The organism is Flaviflexus sp., from assembly GCF_052087705.1.
Classification (GTDB): domain Bacteria; phylum Actinomycetota; class Actinomycetes; order Actinomycetales; family Actinomycetaceae; genus Flaviflexus; species Flaviflexus ciconiae.
In genome coordinates this window covers 1-20260 of sequence record NZ_JBQCYC010000006.1, presented here as the reverse complement: position 1 = coordinate 20260, position 20260 = coordinate 1, and the positions used below count along the sequence as shown (strand labels likewise).

17 protein-coding genes and 1 pseudogene are annotated in these 20260 nt (G+C 59.7%); 5 read left to right on the top strand and 13 right to left on the bottom strand.

Going from position 1 to position 20260, the window contains the following annotated elements; genetic code table 11:
• Nucleotide 1 precedes the first annotated feature (1 nt).
• Both ACTHUY_RS04550 and ACTHUY_RS04545 read left to right on the top strand, forming a co-directional pair.
• Entirely contained in the window at nucleotides 2-1180 is a 1179-nt protein-coding gene (locus ACTHUY_RS04550) for an acetate/propionate family kinase (protein ID WP_441677832.1), read from the top strand.
• 321 nt (nucleotides 1181-1501) lie between these two features.
• Complete coding sequence (locus ACTHUY_RS04545; RefSeq protein WP_441677830.1) at nucleotides 1502-2641, top strand: acyl-CoA dehydrogenase family protein; 1140 nt, start codon at nucleotides 1502-1504, stop codon at nucleotides 2639-2641.
• A gap of 80 nt (nucleotides 2642-2721) precedes the next feature.
• On the opposite strand, the gene ACTHUY_RS04540 is transcribed toward ACTHUY_RS04545, so the two are convergent.
• From ACTHUY_RS04540 to ACTHUY_RS04520, 5 genes are all read right to left on the bottom strand, one after another.
• Nucleotides 2722-3327: a LutC/YkgG family protein gene (locus ACTHUY_RS04540; RefSeq protein WP_441677903.1), complete on the bottom strand. Its 606-nt coding sequence runs from the start codon at nucleotides 3325-3327 to the stop codon at nucleotides 2722-2724.
• A 20-nt stretch (nucleotides 3328-3347) separates the two neighbouring features.
• Nucleotides 3348-4871, bottom strand: coding sequence for a LutB/LldF family L-lactate oxidation iron-sulfur protein (locus ACTHUY_RS04535; protein ID WP_441675096.1), 1524 nt, complete (start codon nucleotides 4869-4871; stop codon nucleotides 3348-3350).
• 32 nt (nucleotides 4872-4903) lie between these two features.
• The gene (locus ACTHUY_RS04530) at nucleotides 4904-5692 is read right to left on the bottom strand and encodes a (Fe-S)-binding protein (protein ID WP_441675048.1); all 789 of its coding nucleotides are present in this window, start codon (nucleotides 5690-5692) and stop codon (nucleotides 4904-4906) included.
• 12 nt (nucleotides 5693-5704) lie between these two features.
• Nucleotides 5705-7366 carry an L-lactate permease gene (locus tag ACTHUY_RS04525; RefSeq protein WP_441675047.1) on the bottom strand — a complete coding sequence of 554 codons (1662 nt, stop codon included), beginning with the start codon at nucleotides 7364-7366 and terminating at the stop codon, nucleotides 5705-5707.
• A 232-nt stretch (nucleotides 7367-7598) separates the two neighbouring features.
• On the bottom strand, nucleotides 7599-11951 hold the full coding sequence (locus tag ACTHUY_RS04520; RefSeq protein WP_441675046.1) for an acyl-CoA dehydratase activase-related protein: 4353 nt from the start codon (nucleotides 11949-11951) through the stop codon (nucleotides 7599-7601).
• 168 nt (nucleotides 11952-12119) lie between these two features.
• Between ACTHUY_RS04520 and ACTHUY_RS04515 the strand changes: the two genes are divergently transcribed.
• Nucleotides 12120-12713: a TetR/AcrR family transcriptional regulator gene (locus ACTHUY_RS04515; protein WP_441675045.1), complete on the top strand. Its 594-nt coding sequence runs from the start codon at nucleotides 12120-12122 to the stop codon at nucleotides 12711-12713.
• Here the strand turns inward: ACTHUY_RS04515 and ACTHUY_RS04510 are convergent.
• From ACTHUY_RS04510 to ACTHUY_RS04495, 4 genes and pseudogenes are all read right to left on the bottom strand, one after another.
• Nucleotides 12710-13186, bottom strand: a complete 477-nt coding sequence (locus ACTHUY_RS04510) for a GNAT family N-acetyltransferase (protein WP_441675044.1) — start codon at nucleotides 13184-13186, stop codon at nucleotides 12710-12712. The two genes, ACTHUY_RS04515 and ACTHUY_RS04510, sit on opposite strands and share 4 nt — an antisense overlap.
• 9 nt (nucleotides 13187-13195) lie before the next feature.
• Nucleotides 13196-13453: a hypothetical protein gene (locus ACTHUY_RS04505; protein ID WP_441675095.1), complete on the bottom strand. Its 258-nt coding sequence runs from the start codon at nucleotides 13451-13453 to the stop codon at nucleotides 13196-13198.
• A 108-nt stretch (nucleotides 13454-13561) separates the two neighbouring features.
• A pseudogene (locus ACTHUY_RS04500) lies at nucleotides 13562-14245 on the bottom strand (sugar phosphate nucleotidyltransferase); the annotation flags it as partial.
• 226 nt (nucleotides 14246-14471) lie between these two features.
• Nucleotides 14472-15605 carry a threonine synthase gene (locus ACTHUY_RS04495; protein WP_441675043.1) on the bottom strand — a complete coding sequence of 378 codons (1134 nt, stop codon included), beginning with the start codon at nucleotides 15603-15605 and terminating at the stop codon, nucleotides 14472-14474.
• Between the two features lie 111 nt (nucleotides 15606-15716).
• Here ACTHUY_RS04495 and ACTHUY_RS04490 point away from each other — a divergent pair, with 111 nt between their 5' ends.
• Nucleotides 15717-16046, top strand: coding sequence for a carboxymuconolactone decarboxylase family protein (locus ACTHUY_RS04490; protein WP_441675042.1), 330 nt, complete (start codon nucleotides 15717-15719; stop codon nucleotides 16044-16046).
• 114 nt (nucleotides 16047-16160) lie between these two features.
• Here ACTHUY_RS04490 and tsf read toward each other — a convergent pair whose 3' ends face one another.
• Both tsf and rpsB read right to left on the bottom strand, forming a co-directional pair.
• Nucleotides 16161-17003, bottom strand: a complete 843-nt coding sequence (gene tsf / locus ACTHUY_RS04485) for a translation elongation factor Ts (RefSeq protein ID WP_441675041.1) — start codon at nucleotides 17001-17003, stop codon at nucleotides 16161-16163.
• A gap of 13 nt (nucleotides 17004-17016) precedes the next feature.
• Nucleotides 17017-17928: a 30S ribosomal protein S2 gene (gene rpsB, locus ACTHUY_RS04480; protein ID WP_441655834.1), complete on the bottom strand. Its 912-nt coding sequence runs from the start codon at nucleotides 17926-17928 to the stop codon at nucleotides 17017-17019.
• Nucleotides 17929-18339: 411 nt separating this feature from the next.
• Between rpsB and ACTHUY_RS04475 the strand changes: the two genes are divergently transcribed.
• Nucleotides 18340-19248 (top strand): M23 family metallopeptidase, encoded by a 909-nt coding sequence (locus tag ACTHUY_RS04475; protein WP_441677828.1) that lies wholly within the window; start codon nucleotides 18340-18342, stop codon nucleotides 19246-19248.
• 44 nt (nucleotides 19249-19292) lie between these two features.
• On the opposite strand, the gene ACTHUY_RS04470 is transcribed toward ACTHUY_RS04475, so the two are convergent.
• On the bottom strand, nucleotides 19293-19949 hold the full coding sequence (locus ACTHUY_RS04470) for a class C sortase (RefSeq protein ID WP_441677902.1): 657 nt from the start codon (nucleotides 19947-19949) through the stop codon (nucleotides 19293-19295).
• 30 nt (nucleotides 19950-19979) lie between these two features.
• Nucleotides 19980-20260: integrase core domain-containing protein (locus ACTHUY_RS04465; RefSeq protein WP_441677826.1), on the bottom strand; the 281-nt coding region annotated here is incomplete at its 5' end.

Genomic DNA, 20260 nt, shown 5'->3' with positions numbered 1-20260 from the left:
CATGACAGTCCTCGTCATCAACTCCGGCTCCTCCTCTATCAAGTACCAGCTCGTCGATCCGGAGTCGGGCGATGCGATCGCGGTCGGCCTTGTCGAGCAGATCGGCGAGTCATCTTCCCATGTGAAGCACACCTACCAGGGTGAGAAGCACGAATACGACCTTGTTCTCGCCGACCACGGCGAGGGCCTGCGTTTCGTTCTCAACCTGTTCGAGAAGATTGGTCCTCAGCTGTCCGGAGCCGGCATCAAGGCCGTCGGTCACCGCGTTGTCCAGGGCGGTAACCACTTCGATGGTCCGGCGCTTGTCACCGATGAGGTCCGTGACCTCGTTGAGGAGCTTGCTCCGCTCGCTCCTCTGCACAACCCCGCGAACCTCCGCGGTATTGATGTTGCTCGCGAGCTTCTCGATGTTCCGCATGTTGTCGTCTTCGACACGGCCTTCTTCCAGACCCTGCCCGAGGAGGCTGCCCGCTACGCTCTGAACCGCGAGGTTGCAGACAAGTACGCTGTGCGCCGCTACGGTGCGCACGGCACCTCCCACCAGTTCGTGTCACAGAAGGTTGCCGAGTTCACGGGCCGGGACGATCTCAAGCAGATCGTCCTTCACCTCGGCAACGGCGCATCCGTCTCCGCGGTTGTAAACGGTGAAGCCGTTGACACCTCGATGGGTCTTACCCCGCTCGAGGGTCTGGTCATGGGAACCCGCACGGGCGATATCGACCCTGCTGTTATCTTCCACCTGAGCCGCGTTGGTGGCATGAATGTTGGCGAGCTCGACAACCTGTTCAACAAGCAGTCGGGCCTTAAGGGCCTGGCCGGTGAGAACGATATGAGGGCCGTGCGGGCTCTCGCGAACGGTGGCGACAAGTTTGCCCGCGAGGCGCTCGACATTTACGTCCACCGCCTCGTCAAGTACATCGGTTCCTACGCCGCTGTCATGGGTGGCCTGGACACGATTGCCTTCACCGCAGGCATTGGCGAGAACGACGAGTTGCTTCGCGCCGAGGTCATCGAGCGTCTCAACTCGTTCGGCATCAAGCTCAACCTGGAAGCCAATGGCGTCCGTAGCGACGATATCCGCCAGATCTCGACGGGCGACTCGTCCGTCCAGGTCCTTATCGTTCCCACGAACGAAGAGCTCGCCATCGCCCGTCAGGCCATGGACGTCATCAGCAAGTAGCCCAAACGAAGAAGCGCTCACAAAAGTCATCTTCCTTCTCTCACCGGTGGCCAGGATTCGTCCTGGCCACCGGTCGTTTCCCTACTCCTTGCTAGCTCTTTCAGTAGCTTTTTCACAAGATCCCAGGTCAAGCTATAGCGGTTTGCGTACCGCTTGCCGGGATCGTTACACCCCCTTTCTACACGCGGCACACTTCAAGGAATTCACGCCAGCCGATTGTCGGTGCTGGGAGTCCGGCTCTCCCTGGATATCGAGTTCCCATGTCTTCTGCCAGGGGTAGTGTTGGAATGGCAGGTACCTAGTTGAAAGAGATGATGGGTAATGTTCCTCAGCGCTGACCTCCTTGACCGTATTCACTCCCGTGCAGACGAGGTGGATAAGAACAATGTCTTTCCCGATGAGGACCTGAAGGAACTGAAGGACGCAGGTTATCTGACCGCCTATGTTCCCAAGGAGTACGGCGGGGGCGGACTAACCACGGAAGAGATCTGCGTTGAGCAGACCCGCCTCGCCCAAGCAGCACCGTCCACTGCTCTTGCCATCAACATGCACCAGATCATCGTTGGCCTCGGTCGTCACCTGGTCGCTAACGGCGTGGACTCCGGCAAGCAGATCCTCGAGGGTGCCATGGCCGGGGACGTGTTCGCCTTCGGTATCTCCGAACCCGGTAACGACCTTGTTCTCTTTGGCTCGATCTCCGAGGCCCGTCCCGACGGGGAGGGCGGATACTCCTTCCACGGGCTCAAGGTCTTCACGTCCCTGTCCCCCGTGTGGACGAAGCTCATGACGTTTGCTCGCGACGATACGGGCGAAGATGGTCCCCACTCGGTTTTCGCCATCCTGAACCGCGAGGACGGCGGGTTCACGATCAAGGATGACTGGGACACCCTGGGCATGAGGGGCACGCAGTCTAACTCCACCCTGCTTGAAGGAGCCCACGCTCCAGCCGATCAAATCTTGCAGCGCGTTGAACCGGGCCCCTCCTATGAGCCCGTCATCTTCGGCATTTTCTCCTACTTTGAAGTTTTCCTCGCCGCGACCTACCTCGGCATCGGCAACAGAGCCATCGAAGTTGCCGCAGAAAAGGTGAAGACCCGTAAGTCTGTCCTTCACCAGGACGTCTACGCGAACGATCCGGACATCAGGTGGCGGCTTGCCAGTGCTGCGCTGCGGATGAACTCCGCGACCGCGGAGGTCACTCTCATAGCACGGGATCTTGATGAGGGCCGGGACCGGGGCGACCTCTGGTACCCGCAGCTGTCCGCAGCGAAGAACGCCGCATCCGAAGCATCTCTGCATGCTGTGGAGCAGGCTATCCGGTCATGCGGAGGGTCTTCCTACTCGAACTCGAACGAGCTCTCCCGTCTCTACCGCGACGTTCTCGCAGGCCTGTTCCAGCCTTCGGACCAGGAGTCCCTCCACTCGAGCTGGGCAAATGTTGTCCTCGGCCCTACAAGCTGACATTTCACAAGCACCTGCTATAGGGTCCAGCATCCAGCTATGACCATGTTTGAGGCCCCGGAATCCGGGGCCTCAAACAGTCAGCGTTCGACGATGATGACGCTGAGGTTGCGGGGGCCGTGTACCCCGTCGACGCGGACCAGTTCGATGTCGGAGGTGGCTGAGGGGCCAGCGATCCACGTTGTAGGCCGGAGCGGGTTCTCTTCGAGGACCTTGACGGCTTCCGGCAGGGTCGCTTTGATTGCATCGGCCTCGAGAACGACGATATGGGTGTCGGGGACGAGGCTGATGGCTCGGCGGCCCTGGTCGGGCTCACCGTCCAGCATGATCGTTCCCGAGAGCGAAACACCGACGCGAGAGGCTGTCACGACAGCGTCCGTCGAGTCGAGCTCGTCCTTGCTGAGAGGTGGCGCATCGACGCGTACATCGCGGCCGCGCCGGGCGGCAGCGTCCTTCCAGGATTGTTCTAATCCTGGTGGAACCACAACCGAGGTGAGGCCTTCAAGCATGGCGTCGATGGCTTCCTCGATGCCGTCGGGGGCAACGAGGGTAACGATCGCTGTATAGTCTTCGAGTGCAACGACCATCTCGTGGAGGATCTCTTCTCGGGATCCGGCACCATCCATGTGGTAGTCGCGCGGGACCTCGTGTGCCGGAATGTCTCCGGCCGCACGGATACGGTCCATGATCTCCTGTTTCGCCTTGTTCACTTGTCTTCCTCATTCCGTTCTGCCCACCATGCTCGGAAGCTCTGCGCCGGAGGCGCTGGCACATCTCTCGTCTCGGTCCACTCCTTGATGACCGGCAGCGGGAGGTGTCCGATTTTGCGTTCCTTGCCCGCGACCGCTCTGCCTGCCTTCATGGCATCTCCGACCTTGCCCATAGCCTTGCCGTTCTGCATGACCTTCGAGCTGCCCTTCATCGCAACATCCCAGGCGTTCGGAATGCCGCCGCGGTTCGCATCGGTGATCTTGTGGCGGAGGTGGACGAGTATTTCAGGGATGTTGATCTTGACCGGGCAGACGTCGTAGCAGGCTCCGCACAGGGTCGACGCGAACGGCAATGATGTTGCCGGGTCCTTCCGGTCTGTTGCGTCCAAGAGCTGGGGCGTGAGAATCGCTCCGATGGGGCCCGGGTAGACCGAGTTGTAGGCATGGCCGCCCGAAACTCGGTACACGGGGCAGATGTTCATGCATGCCGCGCAGCGGATGCACTTGAGAGCCTCCCTGCCGACTTCATCTTTCATAACATTGGTGCGTCCGTTGTCCATGAGGATGAGGTGGAACTCCTGGGGCCCATCGCCTTCTTCGACACCCGTCCAGAAGGACGTGTACGGGTTCATCCGCTCCCCCGTCGCAGACCGCGGCAAGAGCTGGGAGAACACTTCGATGTCCCGGTAGCTCGGAACAATCTTCTCGATCCCCATGACGGTGATGAGAGTTTCAGGGAGGGTGAGGCACATGCGGCCGTTGCCCTCCGACTCGTAGACGGCAAGGGTTCCGGTCTCTGCGACGCCGAGGTTAGCACCCGACACAGCGACCTTCGCGGATAGGAACTTCTTCCGCAGGTGCGCACGGGCAGCCATAGCGAGCTCACGGGGCTCGTCGGTGGCGAAGCGGGGACGCTCCTCCATGCGGGCCTCAAAGATCGCCTTGACCTCTGATCTGTTGCGGTGGATCGCAGGGACGACGATATGGGAGGGCATGTCCTTGGACAGCTGCACGATCATCTCGGCCAGGTCTGTCTCCCATGCCTGGATTCCGCGCTTCTCGAGGTAGGAGTTCATGTTGATCTCCTGCGTCGCCATCGACTTGACCTTGACGACCTCGTCGACGCCCTTCTCCTGGATGATCCTATGGGCTATTTCGTTTGCCTCATCTGCATCGCGCGCCCAGTGAACGATACCGCCGCGCTCGGTCACCTTCTGCTCAAACATCTCGAGCAGTTCGGGAAGGTTCGCGAGCGTGTTGCGTTTGATGACAGAGCCCGCTTCGCGGAGCTCCTCCCAATCAGAAAGCTCTTCTGCGCGCGTATTACGCTTTGTCCGGATCTTGCCGGTCGCATATCCGAGGTTCTGCCTCATCTGCGTGTTCTGCAGGGTAATGGCCGCGCCTTCCGGGAAGGACTTGCCCCAGCGGAGCGGATCCTGCGGAGTCGGCACGCCGGGATACCAGCCGAGCTTCTCCTCCTCAACGTCGTTGGCCGCCCAGTCTGTCGGGTTGAGGCCCATTTTCGAGCCGAGTTCTTTCAGCTTGTCCAGCATCATGCACCCACCTTCGTGTTCGTCGCCGGAGCTGTCCACGGCTCGGCTCTCGTTCCTGCCAGCACCTCGGCAAGATGAATGGCTCGGATGCCGGCGCGGGTCCGCGACAGGCCGCCGGCAATGCTCATAAGGCACGAATAGTCACCGGCGACGAGGATCTCCGCACCCGTCGATTTCACGTTCGCCATCTTGTCGGACATCATCGCTGCCGACACATCGGAGTTCTTCAGCGAGAATGTTCCGCCGAAACCGCAGCATTCGTCCGAGTCAGGCAGCGGCACGTAATCGATCCCCTCCACCTCCTGAAGGAGCTGGAGCGGCTTGTCGCCGACGCGTGCTACCCGAAGGGAGTGGCACGTCGTGTGGTACGTAACCCGGTGCGGGAAGTACGCGCCCACGTCCGTCTGTCCGAGCACGTCGACGATGAGCTCAGGCAGGTCGAATGTCTTCTCTGCGATGAGCTCGGCCTTCGACGCCAGCCCCTCGTCATCCTGCTCACGGGCCACCATCGCGTGCTGTGTGCGGATCGAGCCGGTGCATGATCCTGACGGGGCAACGATCGCATCCCACTCGCCGTTGAGCACCGGTTCGAACGTCTGGACATGATTGCGGATCATCGGCATGGCTTCGGGGTAATACCCGGTGTTGATGTGCATCTGCCCGCAGCATGCCTGGTCCTTCGGGAACACGACGGTGTGTCCGAGCCGCTCGAGCAGGTGCACTGTTGCCTGGGCCGCCTGCGGGAACATGACATCGTTCAGGCAGGTGGAGAACAGGGCGATTTTCATAATCGGTCCTTTCTAGACGACGAGGAATCCGAGGATTCCGTTGGAGGCGAGGAAGGTGATCGCACCCAACAAGACAATGAGGGAGAGCGAGTACGGCAGCGCCTTTCGGAGGATCTCCGATTCGCTCCCTTCGGACTTGACGGCCGAGGCGGCGATGGCGAGGTTCTGGGGGCTGATGATCTTGCCGATACCGCCGCCGACCTCGTTGACGCCGAGCAGCAGCTGCGGCGGGAGATTCGCCGATTGTGCGGCGGTTGCCTGCAGGTTGCCGAACAGCGCGCCCGCCGAGGTTGCCGATCCGGTGACGGCGGTGCCGATCCAGCCGAGCAGCGGAGAGAGGAACGCAAAGGCCGCTCCGGTTGCGGACAGCCACGCGCCGATCGTCACCGTCTGACCGGAGAGGTTCATGACGTAGGCGAGCGACATGACCAGACAGATCGTGAGAATGGAGATGCGGAGTTCGTAGATTGTGACGCCGAGCGTTCTCAACCCTTCTCGGAACGGGAGCCGATATTTCCCGCCCCCATCGCTTGCCGCATAGACAGCACAGACGATGAGTCCGGTCAGGAAAAGCATCGTGCCGGGCGATGCAAGCCACGGAACGGAGAACACGACCGCAGAGTTCTGGCCGCCTTGAGCTGCCATGACCCCCTCCAGACCTGGCCACACGAAACTGAAAGTCGTCGAGTCGAGCGCGCCTGGGATATCAACCCCGAAGGTCCAGAGTTTGGCAATGGCGAAGACGATGACAACGAGCCAGTACGGGAGCAGGCCGAGGACAGTCTGGGAGACGGAGAGCCTCTCATCGGCTGGCGGGGAGCGCAGCTCCTCCGGGGTGGTGGGCGACCAGCGGGTCAGCAGAGCAGCGAGCAGGATGAAGGAGAGAAGCGAGGCAAATACGGCTGTCAGCTCGTAGGAGAGGAGGTGCGTGCCCACCAGGTGCCCTGCCGCCATGCCGAACCACGACACGACTGCCGCGAGCCAGCACTGCTTGATACCGCGGAAACCGTCAAGGATGAAAAGCATGAGGAAGGGGATGAGGAGAAAGAGGATCGGGGTGATTCGGCCCATCGTGGCGCCGACAACGACGGGATCTTCGCCGCCGAGGTTAGCGACAGTCGTGACCGGGATGGCCATCGCTCCGAAACCGACGTTGATGGCGTTGCCGACCATGACTGCAATCGCGGATCTGACCGGAGGCAGACCGAGCGCCCACATCATCGCGCAGGCGATCGCGACAGGAGCGCCGAAGCCCGCCAAGCCCTCAAGGAGGCCGCAGAATGCGAAACCGATGAGGAGGCCCTGGATGCGCTTGTCGCCCTTGCCGACAAGGGAGAAGACAGCCTGGACGTCTTTTGACCGCCCGGATCTCTCGGTGAGGTTGTAGAGCCAGACCGCCATGATGACGATATAGATGATCGGGAGCAGGCCGAAAGCAGCGCCTTCGACTGCAGACATGAGGGACATGCCGACGGGCATATCGAACCCGATGACCGCGACAATGATCGCAACGACGAGCGACCCGACCGCGCACCACTGGGTCGGAAGGGAGAAAGCACCGAGGGCCACAAAGAAGAACACCAGCGGAAGCAGGCTCACAAGGGCGGACCAGGTGAGGCTGGCGCCGATAGCCGATGTATCCGGCTGGAACATTTCCGCTGGAAGCGATGTCATGACCGAACTGAACAACTGGGCTCCTCAAACTCCTGGGCACGGGCTTGCTGACCCTCTCACCATAGAGCTGTATTTGTCCCTTACGCCCATTTATGGTCATGTGGTGGCCGCAAATTTAGAGCCTATTTCCGTTGTTTAAATGCTCTTCTGAGACTTAAGTCCCGCAGCGTTGTGTGGATCCTGGCCGATCTCAGCGAAGCTGAAACGTGCCGTGGTCTCAGCTTCTTGTCACCTAGGTCCGCGCTCCAATTCGGAGCCTCGGCATGCCGAGAGAGACCTTGGAATCGGTCGCTTCTTCGACCTCGTCGAGCTCGCTTTCATGGCCGAGGAAGGCGGTCGAGATCATCAGCTTGATGCGGTTGAGCTGGTTCACGGGTGAGGCTCCTGCGTCATAGTCGATCGAGACGATGTTCGCGTTATCGTACTTATTTCGCAGTGCCCGGAACATGCCCCGCCCAACAACATGGTTGGGCAAGCAGGCGAACGGCTGGGCACAGATGATGTTCGAACAGCCTCGCTCGATCATGTCCATCATGTCAGCGACGAGGTACCAGCCCTCCCCGGCCTGGTTGCCGAGAGAGACGATGTCCTGTGCCTTCTCCCGGAGCTCTTGAATGGTTGCTCCAGCATCAAATCGTTCAGAACCCTCGAGTGCCTTGCGCGCTGTCTTCTCGTACTGCTGCATGACCCACAGCCCAGCCTTGTGAAGGTTGGCCTGCTTCTGCGTGAGATTGCCCAGGTTGTCATGCTTCCACTGCGCGGTTGCGAGTGCGTTTTGGAAGAACTGCGCGAGTGAAGGCAATTCTGCTTCACACCCTTCTGCCTCAACCGTGCCGACAGCATTGTTGTTCGCATCCGGATGGTATTGGACGAGAATCTCGCCGACGATCCCGACGCGGGGTTTGCGAGGAATGTCCTGAAGGGGAAGCACATCAAACTCGGCGACGATTTCTTTGATCAATTTTGTGAAAGTCGTGCGCCGCCCGAGGGTCGTCGAATATCCAGTCTCAAAGAATTCCCGCCCGATCTGGTCCCAGTACTCATACAGTGCTGTCGCATTGCCGTCGATCTCGTAGGGCCTGGTCCGCAACAGGACTTTCTGCAGGACGTCGCCGATCGTGACCGCTTGGAAGGCGCGGTGGATGAGAGGGAGCGTCAGCTCAAATCCAGAGTTCTCTTCAATCCCCTGGGCCGAGGCGGCGATGACAGGGACCTGCGGATACCCGGCATCTGCCAGGCCCTTGCGGAGTATGGCGGCATAGTTGGTGGCGCGGCACATCCCGCCCGTCTGGGTGATCATGACAGCCGTCGAATCCGGATCCTCCCTCCCTTCGGTGAACTGGGAGATCAGCTGGCCGATGACGACGATCGCCGGGTAGCATGCATCGTTGTGCACGAAGGTCAGGCCCGTCTCGATATTGTCATTGGAGGCATGTTCAAGCAGCTTGACGTTGTATCCGGCCCTACGGAGAGCCGGGGCAAGGAAGCGGAAGTGGATCGGCGCCATCTGTGGTGCAAGGATCGTATAGTCCTCTCGCATCTGCTTCGTAAACTCGACCTTCGGATACTTCTCAGCAGCCTTGGCTGCCGTGTCCTGATCCCCACCGCTCTCTGGCCGTGTCGAAATACTCGTGGACTCCATCCGCTCATCCGCCGCTGCGGCCAGCGAGCGGAGCCTGATGCGCGCGGCACCGAGATTGGAGATTTCATCGATTTTCAGTCCGGTGTAGACGTCGTTCTCTTCTTCAAGAATCTCGATGACTTGGTCGGATGTGACCGCATCTAGCCCGCATCCGAACGAGGTGAGCTGCACCAGCTGCAGATCCGGGGCCGTACCGACGGTTGCGGCCGCCTCATAGAGACGCGAATGATAGGCCCACTGGTCGCGCACGCGCAGCGGGCGTTCGAGGCTGTCGAATGGCACAGCATCTTCCGTCAGAACTGCCATACCGAGTCCGATGATGACGTCTGGGGTGCCGTGGTTGATCTCCGGGTCGAGGTGGTAGGGCCTTCCTGCGAGAACGATACCGCGGAGGTTGTGCTGAGCGATGTAGTCGAGGGATTCTCTGCCCTTATCGAGGATGTCCTGCCGGTAGGCATCGTCTTCATCCCACCCAGCATCACACGCCTTGCGCGCTTCTTCTTCGGTGACGCCGAAGTCGGCAAAGGTCTCGGTAACCCGCTTCGGGAGGAGCTCACGGTCTGCAAGAGAGACGAACGGGGAAATAAAATTGACATCATCACCGGCAAGGCGCTCCATGTTGTTCCGGAGCACCTCAGGGTAGGTTGCGACGATCGGGCAGTTGAACGTGTTGTCCTGTCCGATCGATGTGTCTTTCTCGTAGGAGACGCACGGATAGAAGATCGTTTTCAGGCCCTTGTCGAGGAGCGATTCAATGTGGCCGTGGGCAAGCTTCGCCGGATAGCAGACGTTCTCTGACGGGATTGACTCCATGCCATCCTCGAACAGGTTGTGGCTCGACCTGCCGGACAGCATCACCCTGAAGCCGAGGCTGGTGAGCACCGTGAACCAGAAGGGATAGTTTTCGTACAGGCCGAGCACCCGCGGAACACCGATGTCGCCGCGGAAAGCCTTCGCTTCTGTAAGCCTGCGGTAGCCGAACGTGCGCTTGTACTTCCAGTCGAACATGTTCGGTATCGGCGATTTCGGGGGGCGTTTCTCAAGCGAAGCGCCCCGAGCACAGCGGTTGCCGGACACGTGGCGCTGTCCGCTCGAGAAGTCGCTGATCGTCATCTTGCAGTGGTTTTGGCAGAGCCTGCACACCTTGGTCGACGTCTCAACAGTGAGCGTATCCAGTTCTTCGAGAGGAAGGACGTGAGGGCCCGGCGAACCATCATCATTCATTTTTGCGGTGAGAGCAGCACCGTACGCACCCATAAGGCCGGCAAGGTTCGGCCGCACCACTTCCCGCTTCGTCAGAAGCTCGAAAGCACGGAGGACGGAGTCATTGAGGAATGTTCCGCCCTGCACTACTACCTTTTCACCCAGATCCTCTGGGCTCTTGAGATTGATGACCTTGAAGAGGGCGTTGCGGACAACCGAGTACGACAGGCCGGCCGAGATATCGGAGACGCATGCGCCCTCCTTCTGAGCGGACTTCACCGACGAGTTCATGAACACCGTGCACCGCGTCCCTAGATCGACAGGGCTTTTCGCTTCCGTCGCTGCCTGAGCAAAACCCTCGACGCTCTGCCCCATCGTGTGCGCAAAGGTCTGCAGGAACGAGCCGCAGCCAGATGAGCAGGCCTCGTTGACAGAAATCGAGTCGACCACGCCTTCTTTGATCGTCAGATACTTCATATCCTGGCCGCCGATGTCGATGACCGAATCGACGCCCGGCATCATGTGGTTCGCGGCCCGGAAGTGTGCCATCGTCTCGATCTCGCCGTCATCCAGGCCGAGCGCGGTCTTGACGAGACCCTCGCCGTAGCCGGTCGAGCAGGAGCGGTTGATGCTCAGACCGGGCGGCAACTCGGTCTGGATCCGGCGTACAATATCGACTGCAGCCGCGACAGGATCTCCCTCGTTCGAGGCGTAATGCGTGAAGACGATTGAATCGTCTTCATCGATGAGGACCGCTTTGATTGTGGTCGAGCCGGCATCGACGCCGAGATAGCACGCCCCGCGAGCTTCAGTAATGTCCTTCGTGGGGATGATGGAGGCAGCGTGTCTCCTATCAAACTCAGTCTTCTCCCGCTCGTCAGCAAACAGGGCTCTCATACGGTTCGAGCTCAGCGCCGTCGTATCGAGAGTCAGCATCTCATCGAGAAGATCGTTGAGCCTCGTCGTTCGCCCGTCAGCAAGGAGCGCCGCCCCCATCGCCACGTAGAGCTGAGCATTTTCGGGAGCGACAAACTCATCAGCCTTGTCAAGCACTCGACTGAAGGCCTGACGAAGTTCGGGCATGAAGTGGAGGGGTCCTCCGAGGAGCATCACGCTTCCCCGAATCGGTCGGCCTGCCGCGAGGCCGGCGACAGTCTGGAGAGCGACTGCTTGGAACACAGAAGCCGCAATGTCCTCGTGAGGGACGCCCTGGTTGAGGAGTGGTTGCACGTCGGTTTTGGCGAAGACTCCACAGCGCGAAGCGATCGGATAGAGCTCTGTGTAGTCGGCGGCGAGAGCATTGAGACCAGCTGCATCGGTGGCGAGGAGCGACGCCATCTGATCGATGAATGCTCCTGTCCCACCGGCACATGTGCCGTTCATGCGCTGTTCTGGAGTCGGGTGGAGGTAGGTGAGCTTGGCGTCTTCGCCACCCAGTTCGATAATCACATCGGTCTCGGGATGCAGCTGGCGGGTCACCTCGGTTTGGCCGATCACTTCTTGGACGAAGCTCACGTCAAGCTGGTCTGCGAGCTGCATGCCGCCCGAGCCGGTAAAAGCAGGCTGGACTTCAACATCGCCAAGCTGCCTGCTCACATCCTGGAGCAGTTTGGCGAGTTCGGCGCGAACATCCGCGTTGTGTCGCCGATAGTCGTCAAAGATCGTCCGCGCGCCATCCCACACCACCGCTTTCACGGTGGTTGAGCCGACATCGATGCCGAGTTTGAGCGGGATAGTCATCAAGGTACCTCCACAATTAAACCTATCCGCGATCAAGTAAACTTTCATTCATGATGAAATTATGGATGCACGTAGATTTGAACAGCGGATCCGCACCGTTTAGGGGTACGAAGGGCCGTGCTCTTTTCGGCAGAGCCGAAACTTTGGGCCAAAGGTCCCTGCTCCGCCGTGGGTAAACGCAGGGGGCCGCGAGCTGCCCGCGGTGAGGTCCGCGACCACCTTCTGAGAGCGGCTCGTGCACGCTTCTGGTCGCACGATTACGGCGCGGTGACGATGCGGGAGATCGCGGACGATGCTGGGGTCGATGCGGCCCTCATCAACTACTATTTCGGCAGCAAAGCCAATCTCTTCCGCGAATCGATGTCGCTGCCCGGAGACCCTGTCGAACTCGTCCTCGCCCTATTCTCTGCGGACCGGGCGACTCTCGGTTATCGGACGCTCCTGATAGCGATGGAGATTTGGGAGACGAGCGGGATGACGACGACGGTTAAAGTGCTGATCCGCTCCCTCCTCGGCTCTGATCAAACACTGGACGAGTATCGCCAGTGGCTCGACACTGTCATTATTACGCCGGCGGCGCGCCTGCTCGGCGGCAAGAATGCAAAATATCGGATCGAGTCCGGGCTTGCTCACATTTTAGGCCTCATGCTGGTCCGCTACATGACGCAGGCAGAGCCGATCGCGAGCATGCCGCGAGAAGAACTGGCGCGCCTGCACGCCCCGACCGTCCAGGTACTCTTCACGGGCACGTATGGGCGCTAGCGGATCATCCTCTGTACAATCGCGCCTGCCAGGTCGTCCCGAATTTCGCTCGTGCCGTCGAACGCAAAGCCTTGGCTTCGATAGAAGGCGGATGCCGCGCTGCCGTCGATGACCCACAGGAGCGCGGGGGCTTCCCCGATGGCATAGTTGAGCAGCTTCTCTCCTATGCCTCTGCCCTGGTAATCCGCAATGACATAAAGGCTGGTGAGCTCCAGAGGCCGCTCCTGGCCGGTCCCGAGAGCAGTGGCACCGGCGAAGCCGATGATCTCCCCGCCCCACGTGGCAACCCAGTATGAGGTGGCCCCGGGGTCGGCAAGCTCCTTTGGGTAGATGCCTTTCATCTTCTCTTCTTTGCTCTCGATCAGCTCATCAGGCAAGAGAGCGCGGTGCGACTCTTTCCAGCACTGTCCGTGAACGAAAGCGAGACGGTCAGCGTCGAGGACCGTTGCTGCCCTGATTCCTAAAGATCCCATGGCCTGAGTCTATGCGTCCTTCGTCGCGTTGCCGTCAGCGTCGATCAGCGTAACAAGGTCATCTGTTCCGTAGCTTCCGGGTTTCAGCTGGGCGCCGGATTCGACGATGCAGCGACGGAGATGTACTCCGGCAGGCACCTGGACGTTGTCGAGCAGAATCGATTCTTGCACGGCGGCACCCTCTTCCACCGAGCACAGCGGACTGAGGAAGCTGTCGTGAACTTTTCCCGAGACGACGCTCCCGGGAGCGACGTATGACCTGTCGATTGCGGCAGGCTTTTCGATCCGGGCTGGCAGGAGGTTCGGCTGGGCGGAATGGATCGGCCATGTCGGATCGTCCAGAGTTACTCCGGTGCCGTGGAGCAGATCTATATGGGCCTCCCAATAGGCGGTCAGCGTTCCGAGGTCTTTCCAATACCCGTCAAGCCGATGCTCAACTACCTTTTTGTGCTCGACGTACCAAGGCAACAGGCCATCACCGTAGTCAGACAGTTTCCCAAGCTTGTCGTGGAGATGGTCCAGGGCTGAGAACAGCTCGCTGGCGGAGAAGCAGAAAATCTCTGCTGCAACAAGATTGGTCTTCGGCTCATCTGGCTTGTACCAGAAGTCAGTGACGCCACCCTCTGGGTTGACTTTCACCACGCTGTATCGTGACGCGTCTTCGTCGACGACAGTCGTCACCATTGTGAGGTCGGCATCGGACTCTCGGTGGGTGGCGATGATGTCGAGGAAATCGATGGTGTAAAAATGGTCGGCCGAAAGGACGATGACGAGGTCGGGATCATGGTCTTTCATGCGGTCGTTTTGCCGCCAGAGAGAATCACTGTTTCCGTCGGAGAACCCGCCCTTCTCGTCCCCGCTGAACGGCGCAAGCAATTGAAGGCCGCCATGAGTTCGATCTAGGTCCCACGGCCTGCCGACCGACAGGTACTGGTTAAGCGAGTGCGGCTGGTATTCCTCGACGATCCAGACATTGGAGATCTGGGAGTTCACGAGATTCGATAGAGATACATCAATGAGTCGATAGGAGCCGGCCACACGGAGCGCAGGCTTGGCGCGGGACTCGGTGAGGGCCCCATTCTTGAGCCGCTGCCACCAGCAAGGATGACAGCCAGTACTTTCGGAAGCTTCATCGTGTTCTCCCTTTCCTCAAGTGTCAGGGCATACGCCTCTGACTGTGCTGACACTATACGCCCACCTGCCGGGGATCCTCTCTAAAAACTTACACCTGCGAATAGGTAGAGAGGACAGCCTGAGCAAGAGCGCGGCGCTACCCAGCCAGGATTCAGCTGCGGGGCGGCTCGCTCTCGATGAGATCATGAACCTTTTGCGCGGCCTTCATTCCCGACCCCGTCAACAGGACAACAGTCTTCTCGCCCTTCGCAATCGTGCCGGTATTCAGGAGGGCAGAGAATGCCGCGGCAGCGGTCGCACTGGTCGGTTCGACGAACAGGCCCTGGGAGCAGAGATCCGCTAGCGCCGCAGCGATGTCCTCCTCGGGTACTGCCACGGTTCCACCGGCCGTGTCTTTCAGAGCATCCAAGATTTCCAAAAGGCGCAAGGGCTCAGCAATCGCGGTCCCTTCCGCGATCGTTGGCTCGATTCGCCGCCGTTCTTCACCACCCGAGATGAACGCAGCATCGACCGGGGAGCAGTTGAGCGGCTGGGCAGCAAATAGGCGCGGCAACTTTTCGATGGCACCGGCATTGCGAAGTTCGGTGAAGCCGAGCCAACAGCCCAGCAGGCTGGACCCGGCACCGACGGGGACGATCACATTGTCCGGCACCTCAAATCCGAGGTCTTCCCACAGCTCGTAGGCGAGAGTCTTCGTTCCCTGGAGAAAGAACGGCTGCCAGTTGTGGCTGGAATAGAAGGCAGGACCCTCCTGACGGATCGCTTCATTCTGGGATTCTTCACGAGGGTCCGGTACCAGCTCAACTTCAGCGCCGTAGGCACGCACCTGGAGGACCTTCCCGGCAGAGGTGGAGGCAGGAGCAAAAATCTTTACGTCAAGGCCGCCTGCCGCCGCATAGTCGGCAACCGACGACCCGCCATTGCCGGAACTGTCTTCAAGGACGGCGGTGATGCCGTGCTGGCGCAGGTAGGAGAGCATGACTGACGTGCCGCGATCCTTGAAGCTTCCTGTCGGGTTGAGGAAATCAAGCTTATACAGAACAGGGGCCCCAGAGCTGGTGGAGTTGATCAGCGGAGTGCACCCCTCCCCCAAGGTGATCGGCCGGTCAATAGTCAACGGAAAGGATTTCCGATACCGCCACAGGGACTTCGTACTGCCATCAATATCGTTCGCCCGGATTCCCGGTCCCGGCTCGATCCACAGCGGCCGCCCAGCATCGGAACGCCAACGCGGCACGCCAAGGGGATAACGGGTGCCATCGACCCGGTCGACATAGTTCTCCATGACCCGATTCTAGGCACCTCTCAGCTCCGGAAGTGTTTCATAGGCGTCAATTCCGCACTGATAGATGATTCGTTTACGGATACGCTGGGATAAACAGAAAGAGAGCACTCCATGACAGATCATCTTCCCAATATCTACGTTGCCTTCCGGAACCGTTTTCCCGACGTAGCCCAGAATCAGGACGAACTGGCAGCAAGCATCGACTCAGCAGGCCCCCTTGACGACAAGACTGCTCGCCTCATCAAGCTTGGCATCGCACTCGGCTCCCAGGCCGACGGAGCCGTCCGCTCCAATGTTCGCAAAGCCCTTCAGGCAGGCGCGACCCAGGAAGAAGTTGAACAGGCGATCCTCCTTGGAATCACCACCCGTGGTTTCCCCGCAACGGTTGCCGCATGGCAGTGGATGAACGAAGTTATCCAAGATCAACAGATCGATAACTGAACTGATCCACCCACCCAGAGAGCATCCATGCTCCTGAGGTTGTACTGAGTTTGAAAAGAGTTCTGCCCCCGCGGATGGTCCGCGGGGGCAGAACTCTTAGTGCTTAATCAGCGATCATTCGGTGCCGACGCGGACGCGGGCGAAACCGGTGATGGTTGCGCCTGCGGCCTTGGCGACCTGGCCGACGGACTGCTTGGGGTCACGTGCGTATGCCTGGTCAACGAGGACGACCTGCTTGAAGTAGCCGCCGAGACGGCCTTCGACGATCTTGGCGATCGCCTGCTCGGGCTTGCCCTCTGCACGGGTGACCTCTTCAGCAATGCGACGCTCGTTCTCGACAACATCGGCCGGGACGGAGTCACGGTCGAGGTACGAGGGGTTGAGAGCAGCAATGTGAACCGCGACGTCGTGTGCAATGCCGGCGCCTGCGGCGTCGGTTGCAACAAGAACGCCAACCTGCGGGGGCAGGTCCGTCGCGGTGCGGTGCATGTAGGCGGCAACGTTCTCACCGGAAACGGTGGCGACGTGGCCGATCTCGATCTTCTCGCCGATTGCTGCCTGCATGGCGTTGAGGCCGTCCTCGACGGTGCCCTCGTCCAGCTTGGCTGCGAGAAGCTCGTCAACCGTCTTTGCACCCGATGCGACAGCGGCCTCGAGGACGTTGTCAGCGAAGGTCACGAACTTGTCGTTCTTTGCAACGAAGTCGGTCTCCGAGTTGAGCTCGATGAGGACGCCGGTCTGGCCGTCGGCCGAGTCAACAACCTTCGAGACAACGAGGCCTGCGGAAGCGGTACGTCCCTCGCGCTTGGCGATGGACTTGAGGCCCTTCAGGCGAAGGAGCTCCTCGGCGCGGGCGGGATCGCCCTCGGCCTCGGCAAGTGCGTTCTTGACGTCGAGCATGCCTGCGCCGGTCTTCTCGCGCAGAGCCTTGATATCGGCAGCGGTGTAGTTAGCCATGAATGGTTACCTCTCAGGCCTTGTCAGCTTCTGTGGTGGTCTCCGCCTCGGGGGCGGCGTCAGTCTGAGCCTCTACTGCCTCAGCAGCGGCCGGCTCCTGCGTTGCCTCGGGGGCAGCAGTCTCCTCGGTAGCGGCCTCTTCGGCGGCAACCTTTTCGTCGTGAGCGTCAGCCTTGGCGAGCATCTCGCGCTCCCACTCGGGCATGGGCTCTTCCTCGGTCGTGGCTTCGCCACCGGCGCGCTGGATCTTGCCAGCAGCAACGGCGTCAGCAACAACGCGGGTCAGCAGCGAGACGGAACGGATCGCGTCATCGTTGCCGGGAATGCGGTAGTCGACCTCATCCGGGTCACAGTTCGTGTCGAGGATAGCGACAACGGGGATCTTCAGCTTCTGAGCCTCGGAGACCGCGAGGTGCTCCTTCTTGGTGTCAACGATCCAGATGGCGGAAGGAATCTTGTTCATGTTCCGGATACCGCCGAGGGTACGCTCAAGCTTTTCCTTCTCACGCGACATCATGAGAAGTTCCTTCTTGGTGAGCCCGGAGCCAGCAACGTCGTCGAAGTCGACGAGCTCAAGCTCCTTGAGGCGCTGAAGGCGCTGGTGAACGGTGGAGAAGTTGGTGAGCATACCGCCGAGCCAACGCTCGGTCACGTAGGGCATGCCAACGCGCGAAGCCTGCTCGACAATGGCCTCCTGGGCCTGCTTCTTCGTTCCGACAAAGAGGATCGTGCCACCGTGAGCAACGGTCTCCTTGACGAAGTCGTAGGTGCGCTCGATGTCCTCAACGGTCTTCTCGAGGTCAATGATGTAGATGCCGTTGCGCTCGGTGAGAATGAAGCGCTTCATCTTGGGGTTCCAGCGACGGGTCTGGTGCCCGAAGTGGACGCCGCTCTCAAGGAGCTGGCGCATGGTAACGACTGCCATGTGTAGCCTTTCGTTGCGCTATTGCGCGGTTTCCAGTTAACTGACGTGAACCGGGTGGTCCCGTCCCTAGTGCCCGGCGACGACGGACCGCTGATGCGGACTGGAATCGTCGGTGTGTTCGGACACGCGAAGTCATTCGGATAAACCGAATGCCCACCTATCCTAGCGGAAAACCGCACCAAACCACCATATCCATGCGTGTCTCCCGGCTGTGATCCTCGTCCACAAGAATGTGTCAGAGACAAGTTCTGAGCAGTCTTGAGGGGACCAGCGCAATAAACCCACTGCATCGCTGACAGCCACACTATCCAGGGTCTGAGAGTTGCTGTCCACAACCACGGCATGATCGACGATTCCCACGGCGGCTCTCGTCCTCATCGGAGCTCGCTTCCCACGCAAGAAACTTCAAGCATGAAGATTCCAGCTCTGATCGCCCTCACGCTCTTGCAGATTAGTTCCCTCGTCCCAGTGACCGCGGAGAACCAAGGCGGTTCCACTGCCCTGGATTTGGCCGGGCACGGCACCAGTATCGCGGTAGTCAGTTCCCTGCCACATCCCGATATCCCCACCACAGAGCCGATCCCGAGTGGCACGCATCTGGTTGAAAACGACTCGGGTGAGACCGTATTTGGACAGCAGGATGAGTCTCAGAAATTGGATGCACCTCAGACGCAGGCGGCTCGGGTAGGTGGGGTGTCGGCGGATGAGGGACAGGCACGTGGGCTGCAGGCAGATCGGGCTCAGTTAAAGGAACAGACCCCGTCCGCACTTTCCCTTGCTGCAAATACTTCGCAGGTTCCACCGCTGTTCGACAGGCTGTCGTCAACACCCGAGTCTTCTTCACTGCCGTCGGTTTCGCTTTCCGTACCTTCCGGATCTCGTAATACCTTGGCGTCTTCAGCACCCATTAGTACGGATGACTTTGATTGGCCGACGTCTTCGAAGACTGTGCTTCGCGGCTTCGATCATCTCGAGCACAACTGGCTCTCCGGTCATCGGGGCGTCGATATTGCCTCGCAGCCTGACGAGAAGATTCGGGCAGCTGGCCCGGGCAGGGTTGTTTATGCCGGGCGGGTTGTCGACAACAACGTCGTGTCGATCGAACATTCGACGGGCATTCGCACGACATACATGCCCGTGGATCCATCGGTTTCTGCGGGTGACTGGGTCAGTACGGGCGATGTCATTGGCACGATTGAGGAAGGACATTGTCTTCTTGGTACCTGTCTTCACTGGGGCGCCAAGAGAGGGGACCGTTATTACGATCCCCTCTCTCTTCTCGACGCTGTCGAGATCAGGCTCTATCCCGTCAGCAAGTAGAAGGCGACGATCAGCCCGCTACTGAATGGGATAGATGGTCCTCATTATTGAGGCGGAGGAGTGGACATGGGTTTTGTGGCCCTCCCATATCCACTCCTCCAGATATAGGTCCCGAGAGCAATCACTGTTACGCACAGGATGACTGCCCACCAGGGAAAGCCCGGTAGCTGGTGCGATTCATTGGCTACCTTTACATCCTCAACCGGGGTGGGGGTAATCCGCTCCCCGGTGACGAGGATGCGATGAGAATTGATGCCGAGCGGGGTACACGTCACGAGCGTGATGAGATCTCGGTCAGGGTCGGCAATGATTGCCTCGGTCTGGTCTGGATCAATGACCTGCACGTCAACAACCTGATAGGTGATCACCTCGTTCAGCACAACCACACTAAAGGTGTCCCCCGTCTGTGCCTGGTCAAGGTCATTGAACAGGGTTGCTTCGGGAAGTCCGCGGTGTGCCGTGAGGACAGAGCGTGTTCCCGCTCCACCAACGGGAAGGGAGGTCCCTTTCAGATGTCCAACACCACGTTGAAGCGTTTGGTCAGCCGTTCCGTGGTAGATCGGTAGGTCGATCGCAAGCTCTTCGTACTGTAGCCTGCCCATCAACCCTGCACCGGTAAGGTTCAGCAGCCCTTCATAAACCAACGAGCCCTCACTGTGTTTGCCACTTCCCGTCGCGACGTTCGCGTCTGCTTCATAGATGGCACCCGTGAAGTGTCCCGGGTTTTGTTCCTAGGTATTTGCCTTGATTTCTATTATTTCCTGTGGCGGGTTCTGCTTCCAAAATTCGGTTTCGACCTCGACTGGGGTTCGGTATCTCAAGCTTTGGTGGAGCCTAGTCTCGTTCCACCATGACACCCACTCGAACGTTGCGATTTCTACCTCGATAACGTCATCCCACCTGCGGGTATGGATCAGCTCGTTCTTGTAGGAGCCGTTAACGTTTTCAGCAAGAGCATTGACGCTCCTATATCTGTCAACTCGCTTTCTGCAGAGGTATAGCGGTGGCTGGT